We start from the raw sequence: 16,404 nt of genomic DNA on the forward strand, positions 1-16,404 counted from the left end.
TCACCTCGGTCGGGACCGCAACCACCCGGACATTACGGACAGCCGGTACGGTCCCTGCGCCGACACACCGCAGCGGCGGAGTCCCCCGGAACGGCCCCCTCACACCCGCCGGGTCCGTTTGGCCCCGCCCGGCCGGGGGTACTCCGCCGCCCACCGGCGCGAGAGATGCCGGGGCCGCGCACATGCGGGAAGATCGAGGGGCCGGCGAGGCACCGAGCGGAAGGAGTGGCTGTGGGCGTACGCACCTGGATCGACTCCTGGCCGGTCTACCGCCAGCTGAAGGGCACCGACCCACTGGGCCGGGGCGCCGCGGCGAAGAGCGGGCACAGCGAGCGGCTTCAGCCCCGGGTGGCCACGGCCGACCGGGTGGTGAAGTCCGTCTGCCCGTACTGCGCGGTGGGCTGCGGCCAGAACGTGTACGTCCAGGACGGGAAGGTCACCCAGATCGAGGGCGACCCGGACTCCCCGATCTCGCGTGGCCGGCTGTGCCCCAAGGGCGCGGCGAGCCTGCAGCTGACCACCGGGGACGCCCGCGAGCACCAGGTCCTCTACCGGCGCCCGCACGGCACCGAGTGGGAGCGCCTCGACCTCGGCACCGCGATGGACATGATCGCCGACCGGGTGATCGAGGCGCGCCGGGCGGGCTGGCAGTGGGAGGTCGACGAGACCCGCACCCGTCGCACTCTCGGCATCGCGAGCCTCGGTGGGGCCACGCTCGACAACGAAGAGAACTACCTGATCAAGAAGTTGTTCACGGCGCTCGGAGCGATCCAGATCGAGAACCAGGCGCGCGTTTGACACTCCTCCACCGTTCCCAGTCTGGGAACCTCGTTCGGACGCGGCGGCGCGACCACCTTCCAGCAGGACCTGCAGAACGCGGACTGCATCGTCATCGAGGGCTCGAACATGGCCGAGTGCCATCCGGTCGGGTTCCAGTGGGTGATGGAGGCCAAGGCGCGGGGCGCGAAGCTGATCCACGTCGATCCGCGGTTCACCCGCACCAGCGCACTGGCCGATGTGCATGTGCCGCTGCGCGCGGGCACGGACATCGCCTTCCTCGGCGGGATCATCAACTACGTGCTGGAGCACGAGAAGTACTTCCGCGACTACATCGTGGCCTACAGCAACGCCCCGGTGATCCTCCGGGAGGACTTCGGCGACACCGAGGACCTGGCGGGTGTCTTCTCCGGCCTGGACGCCGCGAACCGCTCCTACGACAACGGCAGTTGGCAGTACGAGGGGATCGAGATCCAGGCGGCCTCCGGCGAGCGCGACCAGGAGTACGAGAAGCGCACCCGCGGCGGCAGTTCGGTGACGGAGGCGGCACGCGGCGAGGCGCACGGGGCCGGCGGCGCGGTGATCCCCGAGGGGGAGCCCGAGCGCGACGAGACGCTGACCCATCCGCGCTGCGTCTTCCAGGTGCTCAAGCGGCACTACGCCCGCTACACACCGGAGATGGTCGAACAGGTCTGCGGGGTGCCCCAGGATCTGTTCCGTCAGGTGTGCGAGCTCGTCACGGAGAACTCCGGCCGCGACCGGACGACGGCGTTCGCGTACGCGGTCGGCTGGACCCAGCACACGGTGGGCGTGCAGTACATCCGGGCGGCCTGCGTCCTGCAGACCCTGCTCGGCAACATCGGCCGTCCGGGCGGCGGCATCCTGGCCCTGCGCGGACACGCCTCCATCCAGGGCTCCACGGACATCCCGACCCTGTTCAACCTGCTGCCGGGCTACATCCCGATGCCACACGCCCACCAGAACCAGGACCTGGACGCCTTCGTGCAGGCGGAGGCGGCCCACAAGGGCTACTGGGGCAACATGCGCTCGTACCTGGTGAGTCTGCTCAAGGCCTACTGGGGCGACGCGGCCACGGCGGACAACGACTTCTGCTTCGACTACCTCCCCCGGTTGACCGGCAGCCACTCGGCGTACGAGACGGCCATGGCGCAGCTGGAGGGCACCTGCAAGGGCTACTTCCTGTACGGCGAGAACCCGGCGGTGGGCAACGCCGACTCCAAGGTGATGCGGCTCGGCATGGCGAACCTGGACTGGCTGGTCGTCCGGGACTTCTCGCTGATCGAGTCGGCGACCTGGTGGAAGGACGGGCCCGAGATCGAGACCGGTGAGCTGCGCACCGAGGACATCCGCACCGAGGTGTTCTTCCTGCCGGCCGCCGCGCACACCGAGAAGGACGGAAGTTTCACCAACACCCAGCGGCTGCTGCAGTGGCACCACCAGGCGGTCGAGCCGCCCGGCGAGGCGCGCAGCGATCTGTGGTTCACCTACCACCTGGGGCGGATCATCCGGGAGAAGCTCGCCGGGTCCGCCGAGGAGATGGACCGGCCGGTGCTCGACCTGGCCTGGGACTATCCGACGAAGGGCCGGCTCGCCGAACCGGACGCGGAGGCCGTCCTCGCCGAGATCAACGGCCGTGACGCGGAGGGCAGTCCGCTGTCCTCCTACGAGCAGCTGAAGCCGGACGGCTCGACGTCCTGCGGCTGCTGGATCTACTGCGGTGTCCGCGCCGACGGCGTCAACCAGTCCGCCCGCCGCAAGCCCGGCCGGGAGCAGGACTGGGTGGCCGCGGAGTGGGCGTGGGCCTGGCCCGCCAACCGGCGGATCCTCTACAACCGCGCCTCCGCCGACCCGCAGGGCAGGCCCTGGAGCGAGCGGAAGGCGCTGGTGTGGTGGGACCCGGAGAAGGGCGAGTGGTCGGGGCACGACGTACCGGACTTCAAGAAGGACAAGTCGCCCGATCACAAGCCGCCCGAGGACGCGACCGGCCCGGAAGCGCTGACCGGCCGGGACCCGTTCATCATGCAGGCCGACGGCAAGGCCTGGCTGTATGTGCCCTCCGGGCTCACCGACGGCCCGCTGCCGGCCCACTACGAGCCGCAGGACTCGCCGTTCGCGAACCTGCTCTACGACCAACAGCGCAATCCGGTGCGGCAGTTGATGCCCACGATTCCCGACAACCGCTACCAGCCGAGCGGTGACGAGCCCGGCTCCGAGGTGTTCCCGTACGTGGCCACCACCTACCGGCTCACCGAGCATCACACGGCGGGCGGCATGTCCCGCTGGCAGCCGTATCTGGCCGAGCTGCAACCGGAGTTCTTCTGCGAGGTCTCCCCGGAGCTCGCGGCGGAGCGGGGTCTGGAGCACACGGGGTGGGCGACGATCGTCAGCGCTCGCGCGGTGATCGAGGCGCGGGTGCTGGTGACGGACCGGATGGCTCCGCTGACGGTGCAGGGCCGCAGGCTGCACCAGGTGGGGCTGCCCTACCACTGGGGCCCCAACGGCTACAGCACCGGGGACGCGGCCAACGAGCTGCTGCATCTGTCCCTGGACCCGAACACGCACATCCAGGAGTCGAAGGCGTTCGCCGTGGACATCCGCCCGGGCCGCCGGCCCCGGGGGCCGGCGTCGGTGGAGCTGGTGCGGGCCTACCGGGCCTGGGCGGGCATCGACGAGCACACGGGAACGGAGCCGTAGCCGCCCTATCGCAGGACGATCGAGTGGGATCCGCGCGGCACCAGCTCCCCCACCACCGGCGCCCCGGGCACCTCGCCCGCGACGAGCAGCCCGCCGGAGGTCTGGGCGTCGGCCAGCAGCAGCCGGGTGTCGGCGTCGGCGTCCCCGAAGTCGGTGTGCGGGGCGACCCATTCGAGGTTGCGCCGGGTGCCGCCGCTGACGTACCCGTCCCGGACGGCCTCCCGGGCCCCGTCCAGGTACGGGACGGCGGCGGTGTCGACCACGGCGGTCACGCCCGAGGCCCGTGCCAGCTTGTGCAGATGGCCGAGGAAACCGAACCCGGTCACGTCGGTGGCACAGCCGGCCCCGGCCGCGAGGGCGGCCTCGGCGGCGTCCCGGTTGAGCGCCGTCATCGTGGCGACAGCCTGCTCGAACCGCTCGCCGGTGACCTTGTGCCGGTTGTTCAGCACGCCCACGCCGAGCGGCTTGGTCAGCGACAGCGGCAGCCCGGGCCGGCCGGCGTCGTTGCGCAGCAGCCGCTCGGGGTCGGCGAGGCCGGTGACGGCCATGCCGTACTTGGGTTCCGGGTCGTCGACACTGTGCCCACCGCCGACATGGCAGCCCGCCTCGGTGGCGATGTCCAGGCCGCCGCGCAGCACCTCGCGCGCCAGGTCGAAGGGGAGCCGGTCGCGCGGCCAGGCCAGCAGGTTCACGGCGAGCACCGGCCGGCCGCCCATCGCGTACACGTCGGACAGCGCGTTGGCGGCGGCGATGCGTCCCCAGTCGTAGGGGTCGTCCACGACCGGGGTGAAGAAGTCGGCCGTGCAGACGACGGCGGTGCCCCGGTGGGTGACCACCGCGGCGTCGTCGCCGGTGGAGAGCCCGACGAGCAGCGGCGTGTCGCCCCCTGCGAGTTGCGGCACGGTGAGCCCGGCGACCACCTCCTCCAGCTCTCCGGGCGGGATCTTGCAGGCGCAGCCGCCGCCGTGCGCGTACTGGGTGAGCCGGACGGGCGCCGGGTGGATCGGCGGGGATGTCGATGTCATGACGGCGGTCTCCTGGGGCAGTAGCCTGACGAGCGGTGGAGGCGTGTGGGTGCCTGGTGGCCCTCCCGGTCTTCAAAACCGAGGGGCCCGAGGATCTCGGGCCGGCGGGTTCGATTCCCGTCCGCCTCCGTTCACCGCGTCCGTACGGCAGCGCCGACGCTGGTCGTCGACGCGCTCGGTGTGGCCCCGGGCGTCCAGGAACTCCAGCAGGGGTACGGCGACCCGCCGGGTGGTGTCCAGCGCGCGCCGGGCCTCTTGAAGCGTGAACGGCTGGGGCAGGGTGCGCAGCACGGCGACGGCCTCGGCGTCGGCTCCGGGCAGCAGTACGACCCCGTCGGCGATCCGCAGCAGCGCACCGGCCGTGACGGCGGCGGCCAACGCCTTGCGGTCCAGACCGAGTTCGGCGAGCCGGCCGGCCTCGGGGGCGCGGAACGGCGTACGGGCGAGGTCCTCGCGCACGGCGTCCACGGCGGCGCGTACGGGCGGGGGCAGGCCGGGGCGGTGGTCGCCGGCGGGATACAACCGCCCTTGCCCGCTTCGGACTCGGGGCGTGGCGTCGGCCAGGGCGTCGACGAGGGCCCGGTCCGGGAGACCGAGCAACCGGCGGGCCGCCTCGGCGGGCAGGCCCGGCTCCAGCGGGTGTTCCTTCGCATGCCGCTCCACCTCGCGGGCCAGCCGGTCCTTGAGGGCGGTCCAGTACGTGCCGTCCGCCAGCCAATCCCGCGCGACGGGTTCGGCGGGGGCCGGGAAGCCCATCGCCAGCAGGTCGGCGCGCCGGATCAGTCCGCGGCGGCGCAGTTCGGCGGCGCCGTCGGGGCGGCCGGTCAGGGCGGCGAGTTCGGCGGCTCGGGCCCTCCCGGCACCGCGCCGGGTCAGCCGGGGCGGCCGCACGTCGAGGACGGTGGCGGCGCAGGGCATCCGGCCGCCGCCCGGTTCGCGCAGCACCGCGCGGTCGCCGACCCGCAGCGGCAGGCCCCGGGCGAGGGCGAGCCGGGCGGTGTCCTCGCCGAGCGGGCGGACGGTCACCGGCACGGCGGCGGTGCCGATGTGCAGGGTGACCGAGCGGGGCAAGTCCTGGGCCGGCGTGCCGGTGAGCCGTACGTCGAGCACCTCGCTGCTCAGCCAGCGGCCCGGGGTCAGCAGCACCTGTCCCCGGCGCAGTCCGTCGGCGCCCCGGCCGTGCACGTTGACCGCCACCCGGGCCACCCCGCCGACCGCCGTCCGCTCCTCGTGCAGGGTCTGCAGCCCGCGCACCCGGAGCACGGCCGAGCCGTCCCCGGTGACGAGCCGGTCGCCGACGCGCAGGGTGCCCGCGCCGAGGGTGCCGGTCACCACGGTGCCGTGTCCCCGCACGGTGAAGGCACGGTCGAGCCACAGCCGTACGTCGGCGTCCGGGTCGGGGTCGGTCAACTCACCTGCCATCCGGGCGAGTTCATCGCGCAGCTCGTCCAGTCCCGCGCCGGTGACCGCGCTCACCGCGACCGCGGGGACCTTGCCGAGACAGGTCCGGGCCAGCCGCTCGACGGCGTCGACGCGTACGGCTTCGGGGTCGGCGAGGTCGCTACGGGTCACGGCGAGGACGGCGTGCCGGACGCCGAGCGCGTCGAGGACGGCGAGGTGCTCCTCCGACTGGGGCTGCCAGCCCTGGTCGGCGGCGACCACGAACAGCACGGCGGGCACCGGTCCCACTCCGGCCAGCATGGTCGGCACGAAGCGTTCGTGCCCGGGCACGTCGACGAAGGCGAGGTGGTCCCCGTCCGGCCCGAGCCGCGTCCACACGAAGCCCAGGTCCAGGGTCAGCCCCCGGCGACGCTCCTCCTCGTAGCGGTCAGGCTCCATGCCGGTGAGAGCCCGTACCAGGGCGGACTTGCCGTGGTCGACATGGCCGGCGGTGGCGAGGACCCGCATCACGTCCGCCGCTCCTCGGCCGACCGGGCGCTGCGCACGGCATCGGCCAGCCGTGCGTCGTCCTGCTCGGGCACCGCGCGCAGATCCAGCAGGCAGCGGCCCCCCTCCAGCCGTCCGACGACGGGGACCGCGCCGGTGCGCAGCGCGGCGGCGTACAGCTCGGGCAGGGAGAGCGCCGCGCTGGGCAGGGTGACTCCGGGGGCGCCTCCGCCGCCGACGGTGGCGGCGGAGGCGACGGCCCGTACGTCGATGCCGTCGGCGGCCAGAGTGCCGGCGAGCCGGTCGGCGCGGGCGCGCAGGCCGGCCGGGTCGGCGGTGAGGGCGAGGGCGGTCGGGGTGGGCGGGCCGGTGACGGTGGCCTCCAGGGCGGCCAGGGTCAGCTTGTCGACGCGCAGGGCGCGGGCCAGCGGGTGCCGGGCGAGGGCGCGGACCAGGTCCTTCTCGCCCAGCAGCAGTCCGCACTGGGGGCCGCCGAGGAGCTTGTCGCCGCTCGCGGTGACGAGGGCGGCCCCCGCGCGGAGTTCGGTGTCGGCGTCGGGTTCCTCGGGCAGCGCCGGATGCGGGGCGAGCAGTCCGGAGCCGATGTCGACGACGACCGGGACGCCGAGACCGGTGAGTTCCGCGGTCTCGGCGGACCGGGTGAAGCCGGTGATACGGAAGTTGGACGGATGCACCTTGAGCACGAACCCGGTGTCCGGGCCGAGCACGGCGGCGTAGTCGGCCGCGGTCGTGCGGTTGGTCGTGCCGACCTCGCGGAGCCGGGCGCCGGTCGAGACGAGCAGGTCGGGCAGCCGGAAGCCGTCGCCGATCTCCACCATCTCGCCCCGGCTGACGACGATCTCCCTGCCGGCCGCGAGGGCGGTGGCGGCGAGCAGGAGGGCGGCGGCGCCGTTGTTGACGACGTGCGCGGCCCCGGCGGACGGCACGCGCGCGTGCAGGGCGGCGAGAGCGGAACGGCCGCGGCGGGCCCGTACCCCGGTCGCCAGGTCCAGTTCGACGTCCGTGGGCCCTACGGCCTCCTGGACGGCCTGCCGGGCGGTGGCCGACAGCGGGGCCCGGCCGAGGTTGGTGTGCAGCAGCACCCCGGTGGCGTTGATCACCGGGCGCAGTCCGCTCGCGGTGCCGGGCAGCAGGGCCACGGCCGCCTCGGGCACCTGTTCGGGCGGGATGCCACCCTCCCGGGCCCGTTCCTGCGCCGCGCGTACCGCGGCCTTCACCACACCGGCACCGAGCCGGTCCACCGCCGCCGACAACCGGGGGTCGCGCAGCAGGTGGTCGGTGCGCGGGATACGGCGGCGGGCGTCGGTGTCCTCGGGTGGCCGTACGGTGTCGTCCGGTGGCCGCACCGAGTGGTCCTGTGGCCGTACGGCCGTGTCGTCGCGCGGTTCCGCGTGGATGGAGCCGGGCCCGGCCGCTCCGGGGCGCCGCTCCCAAGCGCTCGCCGTCCGCTGCTCCATGCCGTCCCTGTCCCTCCCGTCCGGCCCGGGCCCGTCCGGGCTCCGCCCATCGTCTCCCAGTGCCCCGGACCGGCGGTTCGACACGCCGGGAGGGTGTTGGCGCCCGCCACCGCCCGGGTACTCGGCGCCGCATGAAGGACAAGGACCGCATGCACGACGACGACCGTACGCACGGCGAGGACCGCGGCCGGCGGGGTGAGAGCGCGACGGCCGCCGAGCAGGCCGCACGCCGGCAGCGTGAGGCGGAGCGCGAGCGTGCCTCCGCCGAGCCGTTCGAGTACCCGTACCCGGAGCGCCGGGCCGGGGTCAGGGCCCGGCGCCATGTCAGCGAGGCCGAGGCCGCCGCGGACATGCCACCAGGCATTCCGGGCGGCTACGGCACCACCGGCGGAGGTCAGCCCGGCGCCACCGGCGCCGCACACCCGCCGACCCCCACTCCGCGGGACGTCAGAGCACGCAAGGGCGCTGCGGAGCCGGGCAGCGACGACGAGGGGCCGGTGAACCGGTCCGACCGGTGAACCGGAACCGGCATCAGGGGGGTGCGGCCGGCCCGGGCCGGCCGTCCGCGCCCTCGGTGTCCGGCTGTGCCCGGGGTCGTGGGGCCTCGCCCGCGGTGAGGTGTTCCAGGACCTCGACCAGTTCCTGGCAGGCCCGCTCCACCGAGCTCCGGGTGTTGCGCTGCTCGGTGATCAGGGCGGACAGCAGCAGCGCGGTCAGGGCCATCGCGCCGTTGAACGCCTGGAGCTTCGCCATGATCTCGATCTGGCTCAGCCCCGCGAAGGCCCCGGCACGGTCCGTCGCCGCGACCGTGGCCAGCACGGACATCAGCAGCGCGCACAGCACGCTGCCCGCGAGCTGGAAACGCAGGGCGGCCCAGATGATGAGCGGGTACACGAGGTAGAGCACGCTGATCGAGCTGTAGACGGCCACGGGCACGACGACGAAGGTGACGACGGCCAGCGCGGTCACCTCCTTCCAGCGGCCCAGGCGCGGCGGCCAGCGCGCGCCGTGCAGCAACAGCAGCAACGGGGTGACGAGCAGCACGCCCATGGCGTCGCCCACCCACCAGGCCAGCCAGACGGGCCAGAAGGTGTCCGCGTTCAGCTTGTCCATGAGGACCAGGAGTCCGGCGCCGATGGTCGCGCTGATCAGCATGGCGGTCAGCGCGCCCAGGAACACCAGGGCGACCCCGTCCCGTAACCGGCCGAGATCGGTGTGGAAGCGGGCCCGGCGCAGCAGGAGCGCCGCGCACACGGGCGCGCCGGTCTGGCCCGCGAGGGTGCCGAGCACCTCGATGCGGGGCGTGGTCAGGGACATCACGGCGAACAGGGCGCCGATCGTGATGCCGGGCCAGCAGCCGAGGCCGAGGATCATCAGGGCGGCGACGGCGACGCCGGTCGGCGGCCAGATGGGGGTGACGACGGCGCCCTCGACGGAGAGTTCGCGCATGAGTCCGAGCCGGGCCGCGGCGTAGTAGCCGGCCGCGACGGCCAGCACCTGGACGGCGTAGCCGCCCGGCCGGCGCAGATCGTCGATACCCACCACAGCTGCCATCTCACACCGAGGGCCCCGGGTCGGCGAGGCGAGAGCGGGTGCGGTCCGGCCCTATGGCTGAATCACCGCGCGGTTCGCGTGTGGCCGGCCGTGCCGGTCAGGGGTGGTGTCCGGGGCCGTCCAGGCCCACGACGAGGACGGCCGCGTCGTCCTCGTGGCCGACGCTCTCGGCGCCCTTGATCGCGGCGGCGGCCAGGGCGTGGGCCTCCAGGCCGGCGACGGCGGCGATGCCGGCGAGGCGGACCACCTGGTCGAGGCCGTCCTCGATGTTCAGCGAGGGGCCCTCCACCACGCCGTCGGTGAGCAGCACGAACACGCCGCCCGTGGTGAGCCGGTGCCTGCTCACCGGGAACTCCATGCCCTTGTCGATGCCGAGCGGCGGCCCGCCCTCGTCGTCGACGACGCCGGACTTGCCGTCCGCCGTGGCCCACACGAACGGGATGTGGCCCGCCCGTGCGCTCTCCAGCACTCCGCTGGCCGGGTCGAGGCGCATGAAGGTGCAGGTGGCGAACAGGTCGGTGCCCAGCGCCAGCAGCAGGTCGTTGGTGCGGGCGAGGAGTTCGCCCGGCTCGCCGGTCACGGAGGCGAGGGCGCGGAGCCCGGCCCGCACCTGGCCCATGAACGCGGCGGCCTCGATGTTGTGCCCCTGGACGTCGCCGATGGCCAGCCCGATCCGCCCGTCGGGCAGGGCGAAGGCGTCGTACCAGTCGCCGCCCACGTTCAGACCGAGGTTGGCCGGTGTGTAGCGGACGGCGAGGTGCAGACCCGGTGCGGTGGGCAGGTCACGGGGCAGCATGCCGCGCTGCAGGGCGATGGCCAGCTCGACCTGGGTGCGCTGCTGTTCCGCGCGCTCTCGTGCCTGCGCGGTGAGCGAGCCGAGTCTGGCCAGCAGCTCATCGCCTTCGTCCGTGGAGCGCTTGCGGGGCATCGATCACTTCCGGCGGGGCGGTGGCCTCCGACGACCAGCCGCCTGAATTTTTGGCAAACGTCTAGATTTTACCTATATCGGATGATCGCGCCCCGCGAGCGGCAGCGGTACGGCTCCCGGTCAGCGCACCTCGGAGTCGATTCCGGTGATCACGGCGGGCCCCAGCGCCGCGCTCCGCTCGTCCAGTCCCGCGTCCTGAAGGGCGGAGCCGGCGAGTCGGCGGGCCTCCTGCTCGGCGTGCTGGCCGGTGTCCGCCTCCACGGTCAGCCGGAGGGTGAAGGTGTTGTCCTCGTTGACACGGAGCACGTCCAGGCCCTCGGCGTTGCCCATCCGGGTGCCGTGCGGATCGGCGGGCCTGAGCGCCCTGGCCAGGCGGGTCCGGGTGTCCGTCCCGATGTCCGCGGTGAAGGTGCCGGGAACGCTGATCACGTAGGTCGTCATGACGGTCCTTTCCTCGGGCGTCCCCCGCCTACCCCGATTCACGGCACTTCGCACAACGCCGTCCGTCGGCCATACGGCGTACGGGCCCGTGTCAGGGCCGAGGCGGCGCCGGGCCGGAGTGGGGGATTACGGCTGCGACTACGGTCCGCTTCTCCGCCATCCCCCTGTCACCGCTCAGGAAGGCCGTCTTCATGCGCCTGCGCCGTCCGCTCGTCGCCGTTCTCGGCGGGCTCGCCCTCGCTCTGACCACCTCGGGAGCCGCCCTCGCCGCCGACGGCACGTTCCTCTGGGTGGGCCCCGAGAACAAGACGTTCGCCCTCGAGAATCCGCCGGAGCACAAGTGCTTCGACATGGCCCAGAAGGCGCGCGGAGCGGGCAACGCGACGAAGAAGCCGCTGGTCGTCTACTCACGGAAGAGGTGCAAGGGGTCGGCGCTGCGGCTGGCCCCGGGCAAGGCGGCGCCGATCGACGCGCCCTTCGCCAGCGTCGTCTTCGACCCGCGCTGACCACCGCCTCGCCGTGCCGCCTTCTGCGCCCTTACCTTCCTCTCACCGCCGGTCACGGACGTGACCGGGTCCGGGGCGCGCGACGACGGCGCTGAAGCTGAACGTGGGCGCCGCCCTGGGTACGGTCCCGGGCGTCGCCTCGACGGGCGGCGGGCTCGACTCTCGCCGCCGCCCTGGGCGCCGTACGTGAGCGGGAGCGGCGAGCGCGGTGGTGGCTCACAAGGGGGAGCGGGCCACCACCGTCACGAACCCGCCGAACAGCAGGGACACGACGGTCAGGCCGCCGTAGACGACCACGACGTGGGCCGGCCGGACCCGCCAGGCGCGGGTCAGCGCCCGGGCCATGGGGATGAGCAGCGGGAACGCGGGCAGCAGGAACCGCGGCTTGGAGGAGAAGGAGCCCGAGCCGCCGACCACGAGCAGGATCAGGACGCCGGCGAAGACCACCAGGGCCAGCGGGGCGCGTTCCAGGCACAGCAGCACGAACAGCAGCACACCGGCCGCGACGATCACCAGGGCCGCCGGATAGACGGCGCCCCCGCCGTGCAGCAGCAGGGCCTTGAGGAAGCGTGCCGAGCCGAGACCGAAGTCGAAGCGCGAGTCCCAGGCGCTCTGCACCTTGAAGTAGCCGCCGAGCAGGTCCCCCGTCTGGCTGCCCACCCACAGCACATACCCGAGCCAGCCCAGCGGGGCGAGCACGGCACCGGCCCACAGGCTCACCGGGACCCGGCCGCGCCGGCGCAGCGCCTCGTGGGCGGCGGCGAGGGAGACGGCCACCGCCACCGCGAAACCGCTCGGCCGGGACAGGCCCGCCAGCGCGGCCAGCGCACCGGCCCACAGCCAGCGGCCCTTGAGCACGCAGTACAGGGACCAGACGGCGAGGGCCGCGAACAGCGACTCGGTGTAGGCGATGGTCAGCTCGACGGAGTGCGGCATGGCGGCCCAGAGGGCGACCAGCGCGGTGGCGACCCCGCGGCCGTAGAGGAGGTGGCCGATGACGTACACGCCGTACGCAGCCACCACCGCGGCGGTCCAGGCGATGAGCAGGGCGGCCTGGCCGGGGGTGAACGGCAGCACGGTCAGCGCCCTGATCAGCCCCGGGTACAGCGGGAAGAACGCCCAGTCGCTCTGGACGGCGCCCTGCGGGGTGATCCAGATCTTGTGGCCGTAGCCCTGGGCGGCGATGTGCAGATACCAGCGGGAGTCCCAGGAGTGGGCGAGGCTTCTGACGAGCGAGTGGCCCCTGACGGCGTTCGTGACGATCACCATGAGGATCCCGGCGAGCCGCACGGCCACGAACAGGGCGAGGGCCGGCAGTGCCCCCTCGGGGATCCCGCGCCGGGCGATCCACGGCAGGTTCGGGGGACGGAAAGGACGGGACGGGGCAGCCGCTTCGGGCCGCGGTACTGAGGAGGTGCTCACTCTGTTGACCTTGGGCACGCCAGGTAAGACGGGCAATCCGCGACTCGGGTTTCTCACGCACTTCCACCCTGATTCAGGAATCAGTCAAGGAATGGGTGCAAATCCCTTACTCCGCCACCCCCGGAAGGAGCAGGTGAGGGGTGTGGTTACCATATGAGCGCTGCCTAGCTCGAAAGATGGATCCGTGACTGTCAACGACGACTCGTTCACCAACTGGAAGATCCGCGAGGAGATCGCGGAGTCGATGATCCCGCTCATCGGGAAGCTGCACCGCGAGCGGGACGTGACCGTCCTGCTGCACAGCCGCTCCCTGGTGAACAAGTCGGTGGTCAGCATCCTCAAGACGCACCGCTTCGCCCGGCAGATCGCCGGCGAGGAGCTCTCGGTCACCGAGACCATGCCGTTCCTCCAGGCCCTCACCACCCTCGACCTCGGGCCCTCCCAGATCGACCTCGGCATGCTCGCCACGCGGTACAAGGCCGACGAACGCGGCCTGAGCGTGCCGGAGTTCACCGCCGAGGCCGTCGCCGGTGCCACCGGTGCCAACAAGATCGAGCGGCGTGAGCCGCGCGACGTCGTCCTGTACGGCTTCGGCCGCATCGGCCGGCTCGTCGCCCGCCTGCTGATCGAGAAGGCCGGCTCCGGCAACGGCCTGCGCCTGCGCGCCATCGTGGTGCGCGGCGGCGGCGCCCAGGACATCGTCAAGCGTGCCTCGCTGCTGCGCCGCGACTCCATCCACGGCCAGTTCCAGGGCACGATCACGGTCGACGAGGACAGCAGCACGATCGTCGCCAACGGCAACGAGATCAAGGTGATCTACGCCGACGACCCGTCGCACGTGGACTACACCGAGTACGGCATCCGGGACGCCATCCTCATCGACAACACCGGCAAGTGGCGCGACCGCGAGGGCCTGTCCAAGCACCTGCGCCCCGGCATCGAGAAGGTCGTGCTGACCGCGCCGGGCAAGGGCGACGTGCCGAACATCGTGCACGGCGTCAACCACGACACCATCAAGCCGGACGAGCAGATCCTGTCCTGCGCCTCCTGCACCACCAACGCCATCGTCCCGCCGCTGAAGGCGATGGACGACGAGTACGGTGTGCTGCGCGGCCACGTGGAGACCGTCCACTCGTTCACCAACGACCAGAACCTGCTGGACAACTACCACAAGTCCGAGCGCCGTGGCCGCTCCGCGCCGCTCAACATGGTGATCACCGAGACCGGTGCCGCCTCCGCCGTCGCCAAGGCCCTGCCGGACCTCAAGGCGAAGATCAGCGGCAGCTCGATCCGCGTCCCCGTGCCGGACGTGTCGATCGCGATCCTCAACCTGCAGCTGGCCCGCGAGACCACCCGCGAGGAGGTCCACGACTACCTGCGCGAGGTGTCGCTGACCTCGCCGCTCAAGCGCCAGATCGACTTCATCACGGCGCCCGACGCGGTCTCCAGCGACTTCATCGGCTCGCGCCACGCCTCGATCGTGGACGCCGGTGCCCTGAAGGTCGACGGCGACAACGCGATCCTCTACCTCTGGTACGACAACGAGTTCGGCTACTCCTGCCAGGTGGTCCGGGTCGTCCAGCACGTGTCGGGCGTGGAGTACCCGACGTACCCGGCGACGGCGGTCTGATCGCCTTCGCCGACACGTGTACGGCCGCCGACCGGGGTCTTCCGGGCGGCGGCCGTCGTGCTGAGGCGCGCGCGGTCAGTCGTGCACCGGCCTGGCGCAGGCGCCCGCGGCACACGCGGTGAGCCACTGGTCGAAGTCGGCGTCGTAGCGGGTGCCGATGCCGTCGTGGTAGACGGCGTATCCGCCGGCGTAGTCACCGACGCGGAAGCGGGCGAGCATGCGCTGGACGTCGTCGGGGTGGTGCTCGGTCATGTAGCGCACGGCGAGGTAGCCCCACGGGTAGGTGCGGACCACGTCGCTGTTGTCGTAGGTGCTCTGGAACAGGGTGCTCAGCCTGTACGTGTGCTTGGCGGCCTCCTGGATCGCCTGGTCGTCGGCGAGGCCGCGGTAGGTGTAGGAGACGTACTCGGCCACGCCCTCGATCCACCAGATGTCCGGCACGGAGATCTGCTGGTCGAAGGCGCCCTTCATGTCGTCGCGGCCGTCGAGGAAGTGCGTGTACTCGTGGTTGAGGTTCCAGATCCGGGCCGGGAAACCGTCGTCGTAGTTCTTCTGGTACATGATCGACGTGACGCGGTTGGCCGGGTCGGACGGATCGCCGTCCAGGGTCATGCCGCCGTTGTCGGTGCTGATGCCGTAGATCGGGCCGGCGTAGGTCTGGTAGTCGGCGTGGCTCGCGAAGACGACGAGCCGGATGGTGGACGCGTACTGGCCGGGTATCGCCGCGCCGGCCTTCACCACGCCGCGGAAGTAGGCGCTCTGGCCAAGCACGCTCGCGCAGGCCGCGTCGAGGTCGGCGGCGGTCAGCGACTGGGCGAGGATGCCGACGTCCGCGTCGCACTGGCGGCTCACCGGCAGGACGGCCTTGGTCAGCTTGGCGGGCAGGTCGCAGACGTCGTAGTAGGCGCAGTTGGCGCCGTCGTAGGCGTTCGCCTGCGTGGCCACGGCCACCCAGAGCCCGGCCGTGGGGCCGGTCATCGCGGTCTCGGCCAGCAGGTCCTTGGTCAACAGGCGGACAGCGTCCCGTAGTTCGGGGTGCTCGACGTAACGGGCCAGGTTCATCCCGGCGTTGGAGTCCAGGAACGCCCGGTCGGTGCCGAGCAGGTCGGTGTTGGCGAGCGCGAAGTCGTCCAGGGTGTCGATGATGCGCGTGTCGGCCTCGACCGCCTTGACGTAGTCGGGGTTCCAGTTGCCGCGCCACAGCGGTGTGTAGACGTCGTTGACGGCCCTGACCATGCTGTCCACGGAGTCGTAGGCGCTGTCGTAGTCGTTCAGCAGCCGCCGGTAGACCGGGAGATAGCGGCCCTGCTGGTCGGCGCTGTCGGTGAGGATGACGGTCTCGCCGAGGATGTCGCCGTTGACCGCCGTGACATCACGCGAGTGCGACCGGGTGAAGAAGGCGTCCAGACCGGCCGTGACGGCCGCGGTGAGGCGGGCGGTGTACGGACCCACGTCCCCCGGGTGGTTGAACTGCACGTAGTAACCGGCCCGCAGGAAGAGGACCAGCTGCTCCAGGCCGCCGGAGTCGTCGCCGCGGTACAGCTTGGCCGTACGGGTGTACGCGGCCGCCACGCTGAGCATCTGGGCCTGCCGGAAGACGTCGTGCGCGTCCTTGCCGGTCACCGGGAAGAGGGAGTTGACGCAGTCCGTGGACGAGGCCTTCACGAACGACACGAGGGCGGAGCCGCTACGGCTGCCGAAGTCGGCCGGGGTGCAGGAGGCCACCATGGCCGCCCTTCGGGCCGGATGCGCCGACAGGGGTTGCAGCGGCGGGAGTTGGGCCGCGCTGAGCCGCCGGGCCTGGCTCGCGGGATGCTCGGTGACGGGAGTGGTCGCACCGGTCGGCGACGGCTTGGACGCGTGCTGCCGGGGCGCGGTGACGGCCTGGTCGTGCGGCTCCTGCGGTGCCGCCACCGCCGGGGCGGACAGCAGGCCCGCCACGGTGACACAGACGACCGCGGCGCCGGCCAGGCGTGCGGCGGTACGCGGGCGGCTGCGGCCGGGCACGCGTCTGGGCAGCGCGAGGCGATAGCGCATCTGG

11 protein-coding genes, 1 tRNA gene and 1 pseudogene are annotated in these 16,404 nt (G+C 72.5%); 5 read left to right on the forward strand and 8 right to left on the reverse strand.

All coding sequences use genetic code 11. From position 1 onward, the window contains the following. The first annotated feature begins 231 nt into the window (after window positions 1-231). Complete coding sequence (gene fdh / locus ACIBJF_RS27055) at window positions 232-3,492, forward strand: formate dehydrogenase (protein ID WP_399177480.1); 3,261 nt, start codon at window positions 232-234, stop codon at window positions 3,490-3,492. Between the two features lie 5 nt (window positions 3,493-3,497). Here fdh and selD read toward each other — a convergent pair whose 3' ends face one another. Further along, window positions 3,498-4,517: a selenide, water dikinase SelD gene (gene selD / locus ACIBJF_RS27060; protein ID WP_399177481.1), complete on the reverse strand. Its 1,020-nt coding sequence runs from the start codon at window positions 4,515-4,517 to the stop codon at window positions 3,498-3,500. Window positions 4,518-4,554: 37 nt separating this feature from the next. On the opposite strand from selD, the gene ACIBJF_RS27065 reads away from it, so the two are divergent. Then, a tRNA-Sec gene (locus ACIBJF_RS27065) sits at window positions 4,555-4,647 on the forward strand. A gap of 35 nt (window positions 4,648-4,682) precedes the next feature. On the opposite strand, the pseudogene ACIBJF_RS27070 reads toward ACIBJF_RS27065, so the two are convergent. Continuing rightward, window positions 4,683-6,425: pseudogene (locus tag ACIBJF_RS27070) on the reverse strand (SelB C-terminal domain-containing protein); the annotation flags it as partial. Then, entirely contained in the window at window positions 6,425-7,882 is a 1,458-nt protein-coding gene (gene selA / locus ACIBJF_RS27075) for an L-seryl-tRNA(Sec) selenium transferase (protein ID WP_399177483.1), read from the reverse strand. The pseudogene ACIBJF_RS27070 and the gene selA, both read right to left, overlap by 1 nt. 131 nt (window positions 7,883-8,013) lie before the next feature. Between selA and ACIBJF_RS27080 the strand changes: the two genes are divergently transcribed. Further along, window positions 8,014-8,400, forward strand: coding sequence for a hypothetical protein (locus ACIBJF_RS27080; RefSeq protein WP_399177484.1), 387 nt, complete (start codon window positions 8,014-8,016; stop codon window positions 8,398-8,400). Window positions 8,401-8,413: 13 nt separating this feature from the next. Here the strand turns inward: ACIBJF_RS27080 and ACIBJF_RS27085 are convergent, their stop codons facing one another. The 3 genes from ACIBJF_RS27085 to ACIBJF_RS27095 form a co-directional block, all read right to left on the reverse strand. Beyond that, entirely contained in the window at window positions 8,414-9,427 is a 1,014-nt protein-coding gene (locus tag ACIBJF_RS27085; RefSeq protein ID WP_399177518.1) for an MASE1 domain-containing protein, read from the reverse strand. Between the two features lie 106 nt (window positions 9,428-9,533). Beyond that, window positions 9,534-10,364 (reverse strand): PP2C family protein-serine/threonine phosphatase, encoded by an 831-nt coding sequence (locus tag ACIBJF_RS27090; protein WP_356306145.1) that lies wholly within the window; start codon window positions 10,362-10,364, stop codon window positions 9,534-9,536. Window positions 10,365-10,484: 120 nt separating this feature from the next. Beyond that, window positions 10,485-10,805: a hypothetical protein gene (locus tag ACIBJF_RS27095; RefSeq protein WP_399177486.1), complete on the reverse strand. Its 321-nt coding sequence runs from the start codon at window positions 10,803-10,805 to the stop codon at window positions 10,485-10,487. A 191-nt stretch (window positions 10,806-10,996) separates the two neighbouring features. On the opposite strand from ACIBJF_RS27095, the gene ACIBJF_RS27100 reads away from it, so the two are divergent. Further along, the gene (locus ACIBJF_RS27100; protein ID WP_399177487.1) at window positions 10,997-11,311 is read left to right on the forward strand and encodes a hypothetical protein; all 315 of its coding nucleotides are present in this window, start codon (window positions 10,997-10,999) and stop codon (window positions 11,309-11,311) included. 216 nt (window positions 11,312-11,527) lie between these two features. On the opposite strand, the gene ACIBJF_RS27105 is transcribed toward ACIBJF_RS27100, so the two are convergent. Further along, entirely contained in the window at window positions 11,528-12,733 is a 1,206-nt protein-coding gene (locus ACIBJF_RS27105; protein WP_399177489.1) for a hypothetical protein, read from the reverse strand. Between the two features lie 184 nt (window positions 12,734-12,917). Here ACIBJF_RS27105 and ACIBJF_RS27110 point away from each other — a divergent pair, with 184 nt between their 5' ends. Then, the gene (locus tag ACIBJF_RS27110; RefSeq protein ID WP_399177491.1) at window positions 12,918-14,363 is read left to right on the forward strand and encodes a glyceraldehyde-3-phosphate dehydrogenase; all 1,446 of its coding nucleotides are present in this window, start codon (window positions 12,918-12,920) and stop codon (window positions 14,361-14,363) included. Window positions 14,364-14,438: 75 nt separating this feature from the next. Here ACIBJF_RS27110 and ACIBJF_RS27115 read toward each other — a convergent pair whose 3' ends face one another. Further along, a complete protein-coding gene (locus ACIBJF_RS27115) occupies window positions 14,439-16,400 on the reverse strand; it encodes a collagenase (protein ID WP_399177492.1) in 1,962 nt (653 codons plus the stop codon). Between the last annotated feature and the right edge of the window lie 4 nt (window positions 16,401-16,404).

The sequence above is a fragment of the Streptomyces sp. NPDC050743 genome, from assembly GCF_044456925.1.
Lineage (GTDB): Bacteria > Actinomycetota > Actinomycetes > Streptomycetales > Streptomycetaceae > Streptomyces.